The sequence below is a fragment of the Nocardia sp. NPDC051981 genome (genome assembly GCF_040680715.1).
Classification (GTDB): Bacteria; Actinomycetota; Actinomycetes; order Mycobacteriales; family Mycobacteriaceae; genus Nocardia.
On sequence record NZ_JBFAXK010000061.1, the window covers coordinates 1 to 4934 of the forward strand.

6 protein-coding genes are annotated in these 4934 nt (G+C 65.0%); 3 read left to right on the plus strand and 3 right to left on the minus strand.

Annotated features, from left to right (window positions below):
- Positions 1-384: 384 nt before the first annotated feature.
- On the plus strand, positions 385-1050 hold the full coding sequence (locus AB0L60_RS42240) for a hypothetical protein (protein WP_364626542.1): 666 nt from the start codon (positions 385-387) through the stop codon (positions 1048-1050).
- Positions 1051-1280: 230 nt separating this feature from the next.
- Here AB0L60_RS42240 and AB0L60_RS42245 read toward each other — a convergent pair whose 3' ends face one another.
- Positions 1281-1886 carry a hypothetical protein gene (locus tag AB0L60_RS42245; protein ID WP_364626545.1) on the minus strand — a complete coding sequence of 202 codons (606 nt, stop codon included), beginning with the start codon at positions 1884-1886 and terminating at the stop codon, positions 1281-1283.
- Positions 1887-2191: 305 nt separating this feature from the next.
- On the minus strand, positions 2192-2734 hold the full coding sequence (locus tag AB0L60_RS42250; RefSeq protein WP_364626548.1) for a hypothetical protein: 543 nt from the start codon (positions 2732-2734) through the stop codon (positions 2192-2194).
- A gap of 212 nt (positions 2735-2946) precedes the next feature.
- Here AB0L60_RS42250 and AB0L60_RS42255 point away from each other — a divergent pair, with 212 nt between their 5' ends.
- Both AB0L60_RS42255 and AB0L60_RS42260 read left to right on the plus strand, forming a co-directional pair.
- Positions 2947-3360: a hypothetical protein gene (locus AB0L60_RS42255; RefSeq protein WP_364626550.1), complete on the plus strand. Its 414-nt coding sequence runs from the start codon at positions 2947-2949 to the stop codon at positions 3358-3360.
- Between the two features lie 571 nt (positions 3361-3931).
- Positions 3932-4426 (plus strand): DUF4232 domain-containing protein, encoded by a 495-nt coding sequence (locus AB0L60_RS42260; protein ID WP_364626553.1) that lies wholly within the window; start codon positions 3932-3934, stop codon positions 4424-4426.
- A 279-nt stretch (positions 4427-4705) separates the two neighbouring features.
- Here AB0L60_RS42260 and AB0L60_RS42265 read toward each other — a convergent pair.
- The coding region (locus tag AB0L60_RS42265) for a hypothetical protein (RefSeq protein WP_364626556.1) at positions 4706-4934 on the minus strand (229 nt) is incomplete at its 5' end.

Sequence of the window (4934 nt, forward strand, 5' to 3'; positions counted from 1 at the left end):
GCGTTCCCGCAGCTCCTGCGGATATCTCCGATTCCCAGCCATACCGTTGATCCTCTCCAGATCCAACGGTCTCCCTCAAACCCGGGGCGATCCAGTGTCACCGATCATGTAGTCGTTCGGATTCACCGCATCAGCATTGGCGGTACTCGCACCGACCATCGAAATCGCTGCTGCGGCCACGGCCATGCCAGCGAAGGCACGCATTCTCATTCGCTCTCCCCTCGAAGTTCAGCCGACCCGAGCTCGGACATTACACGTTGCGGGCTAGAAGGAACGAGTTTCCTCGAGTCAGTTAGCGATACGATCAGACGGCACGAAGTCGAGGCGATCGGTGAAACCACCATCGGGCTGCGGTCGAGAAGATCGATCCTATGAACGGGTTCCATGTGGGCCGCCGCCGACACTGCGCGATCGCGCTGCAGCGTCTTTCGCGATCCCGAGAACGCCGCCGGTTCGACCGACACGACTGCCGTGTCGTGGTGCTGGTCAAGACACCTGAAACACTGCATCGCCAACTCCCTGCACGGCGAGGTAGGTTCGCGCGAAACGACGAGGGGAACGGGTGTGAAAGATCGGCACGATCAACCGGAGCTACCGACGCCGGCCCCACACGGCGCGACCGCCGTCACCGCAGCCATCACCGCGCTGATCCTCGGTCCACTCACCGGAATCGCCGGAATCATGTGGGCTCTCTACATGATCGTCGCAATCGAAGATCACGCCCGCGAATATCCAGCCGAGATCGGCCGGGACACAGACCTGATCGTCATGGGGATCATCGCCGTCATCATCGGGCTGGCCTGGTCGGTCGGCGGATCCCTTCTGCTGGCCTACATGAAAACAGGTCGTTTCCTGTTGATCCTTGCGTCAGGGCTGGCACTGATCGCGAGCGTTGCCCAACTCTTCAACAGAGGTTTCGGCTTCTTGTTCATTCCGATCATCGTGAGCCTGCTGATTCTCATCCTGTGCGCGGTCCCGGCAACCGGTCGCTGGATCGTAGCGAATGAACCAGAGCCGAATCCGCGTGCTCACGCTCAGGGCCGGGACTGAGTTCGCCCAGCTGGCCACGCTATTTGTGGACATATGTTCTGGGTCGTTGCTCATTGGGCTGCGGGACCCGCAATGCCGAGCTCCCGGGCTAGTTTCAGTCGACTCGAGTGCGCCGTAATGCCGCTGGCCGCGCTGACTCGACCGGGAGCCTCAGCCTGCCTGCCGTCACTATTCGCCCGATAGCGGATAGGGTATCGGGCGGACGGCCAAGGCCAGCGGGCGTCGAATGCTCAACGTGGGTAGCCGATTTCGATCATGTCTGGCTCCAGATCGATGAGGTCGGCATCAGGATTGAGCCCCGTCACCACCGTGGGCGTCAGTGGCAGCAGCGCGTACACGTGCTGGACGGCCGCCAAGCTCACCTCGGCCTCGTAGTAATCCTGGGCCCATTCCCGGTAGCCCTCGGGCGTACCGTCGACCAGCAGCTCGAACAACCCGCGACCGCCACGGTCGGCGGCAGACACGCCCCAGCCGGTGTCACGAGGTTCACGCCAGAAGCACACCGTGGCAAGGGGCGAACCGTCGTGATCGGCGAACGCAGGCTCGGTGACGTAGGGACCGAAGACCGCAGGCACAGCATCGAGTACCTGTGGGGCATTGGGTGTTTCATGGTCGAACCCGCGGCCATAGACACCGACGGCGGAGAAGACGATGAACCAGTCATCACCGGAGCCGTTACGCATCGAAGCCATCTCCTCGGCATCGCCCCAGCGGCTGTCGAACGAGTAGTAGCGGGCCTCCCACTCCGGGCTGAGCACAGCATCGAGCATTGCCATCGCCCGACAGCGGTTACGAAGGATCGGAATGTCGGGAAAGCGGCGCAATAGTTCGCTCACAGTGCCATCCAACACCGCGCCACCGACACCTACCTCGACCGATCTCTCGCGTTACCTGAACACGCACAACGTCCGCACAGCTGCGTACCGCGCTGACCGACAGGCCAGGGCAGGGCAGGGCGACGGAAGATCAACTGGCCGTGCCGATCCGAGGCCGGCGGAACGTCCGCTACGGCCGAATTGAGGGCGGTCTGCGCCACGAAAGACACTGCGGTACAGCGGCTATCGGGGGTCGAGGCACCATCAAAGGGGATGGTGGCCCGTCCAGGTCGTACCCGAGATCCCCGCCGAGCCCACCTGGCCCGTCATACCGGCTGAATGAACACAGAAGCCTGGCCATCCAGCAGGCGGCCGATCTCCCCGTCCGGATACGGGGTGCTCCGGCTCGCCTGCTGGAACGCACGCATGAACGCGGACATCGCCGCGGCGACCGGCGCGTGCCGGGTGAGGACCGCGGCGGCTCCCTCGGGGATGCCCTCCGGCGGCTTGCCCTCGGCGATGGCGCGCACCATCGCGGCGCGTGTCTCCCCGCCTTCCAGCCCGTACAGGGCAGTGAGCAGCCAGTTCACCAGATAGGTGGAAGTGAAGCCGCGGTCATAGCTCTGGTTCTGGTCGAAGAACGCGGCCTCCTCCGGCGAGATGTCGAACGCCGAGGAGAGCGCGAGGCCGTAGTCGCCGAAGTAGAGGCGTCGACCGTCCGTCAGGATGTTCCAGAAGTGCACGTCCAGATGCAGCAGCCCACGGCTGTTCATGAACGCGGTGCCGGCGGCCAACTCCCGCTCCACCATGGCGCACGCCCGGTCAGCGGCCTCATCGCCCGCCTCGATCTGGCGGGTGTTGCCGGACACGACGCCGCTGCCAGAGGAGCTCGCCGATATCGGTCGCGCTGTCGTCTACTGGGACGGCCGACCCCAGGTACGCCACCGGATCGAGGCCCTGCGGGACTCTTCGGCGAGCATCGCGCCCCTCGCCTAACCTGCCCGCGGTGGACCGCTGGTGCCGCGGGTGCGGAGTCCTGATCTGATGCGTACTATCGGGCGTGGTTAAAAGTGGTGCAGCCGTGGCCAGTTTGGCTTTTCTGGGTGGGTTGGCGGCCACAGTGGGGGCCCTCACTGCAGTTCATGCCCTGCGTGACGGTTACAGCGCCGGCTTCGCCGACCTGTACACCGTCATGCCACGGGGATGGTTGCGCGGCTACTACTGGCTGGCAGCCGTTTTCGATCCGAGCGCAGCGCTCCTACTGATCGTCGGTGCGATCCTGCTGATCGTGCGCCGAGGACCAGGACAGATCCTGGCGATTGCAGGTTGTGCCCTGGTGATCGTGCTGGGCGTCTTCGGAGCAGTCGTCAAACCGGACCTCCTCGGCACCGGCCCGGCAGGATTCATGGACCACGTGATCCGCCTTGCCCTGCTCGGCTTTCCGATCGTAACGATCGCCTTGGCGATACCCCGCCTCACCCGCCGACCCGTTTGACGACCGCGTCCGCGACGGCACCCGCATCGCCGTCCGCCAACTCGATCTCGATCACGGCGGTGGGCTTGACAAGTACGGCGCAGTTCCATTGCCGGTCCACCGCCTGCGGATTCAGCGAATGATATGTCCACTCCGCAGCATTCGGCCGGGTACGAACACTGTCGATAAGGACAGTCGCGCCCGCAGCGCCGATCGGGATCTTCGTTCCCGCGCACGCCTGGAGCGTCGTCGTGATCGCGGTAACGGCGCTCGAACCGGTCGCACGATAGAGCGCGACCGCTTCGTAACTCGAGGTGCTCTGGCCTGTCCCCCCTTGTCGATCTGCCGTTTTCGGAATGCGGTGAAGTCCGATCCATACAGCTGCCGGAACCCGATCCCAGCCAACACCGCGCAGGTTTCCGGGCGGATGCCGACGAGGTGCTCGTGAGCGGCGGCGCCATCCGGTCGGTGATCTGAGCGGAGTCGGGCGCCGCCTCCACCGAGGATGGCAGTGTTCAGCGGATCATTAGTCGTCCATAGGGTTCCTTCCGCAAGATCACTGTCGATGACGATGACGCGGAAGGATCGGCAAATGCGTTTCAGGGCAGTGGCTTCGGCAGTGCTGGTGGTGGCCGGGGCGGTAGTCCCCTGCATGGCGGCGGGACAGGCGCAGGCGGAAGAGCCGTGGTGCGGGGTCTCACGGCTGGGCCTCACCGTGCAGCCCGAGCTCGGACAGCCCACCGGCAGTCAGCGCACCGCAAGTATCGTGCTGACGAGCCTGTCCCAGGAATCCTGTGTTCTGCAAGGCTTCCCGGGAGTCGACCTGGCTGCGGTGGGCGACAATGGCCGCGCCTCGCTGCCCCGAACCACCGAACAGGGCCAACCGGTCCACCTGCCCCCGGGCGGTCGGGCCAAGAGCACCCTGACCTACGTAACCGGCACCGATACCCCCACCGAAATCATCGTCACCCCACCCGATTCCACCACCCAACTGCATGCCGCCTGGCCCACCGCCCTGGGCTCGATCACGGTATGGCCCCAAGGCGCGACCCACCCGGGCACCTACATCGGTCCCCTGCACGGCTGAGCGCTTGCCGGGTTTGTGCGCGTTCTGCCGCAACCGACGTGCGCGTTCTGCCGCTCCGATCGTGCGCTTCTCGCCGACACCTACACAGGGCGTCAACCTGCGCGTTGTTGATGAGTCGGCCGATTGATCCGCAGTTGATTCGTTGCAGCCGGACAGGTGGCGCGGTTGCGATCACCGGACACCTCCAGCCTCGCCCGGCCGGGTGCCGACCGCCCGGATCATGATGTCCGGCCCGTCGACCAGGACCGCGCGGTTCGCGCGCTGGTCCGTCAGGTCCACTCAGCGAAAACCGTCCGTGACCTCAGACCCGGCCCTACCCACTCTTTTCTGGAAGCCGCATATCGCGCTGATCGAACCGGCCAGCGCCGAGCGGCTGGTGGTAGGAACCAGGTGCGGTGCAGAGCATCCGCTATTGCCGAGTTCGAGGGCATTGGCCGGATCATCTGGACGCATCGGACGACGGCTTCGGATCTTCGACGAGCCGGACCGCACGAGCGGACGGTGGCGC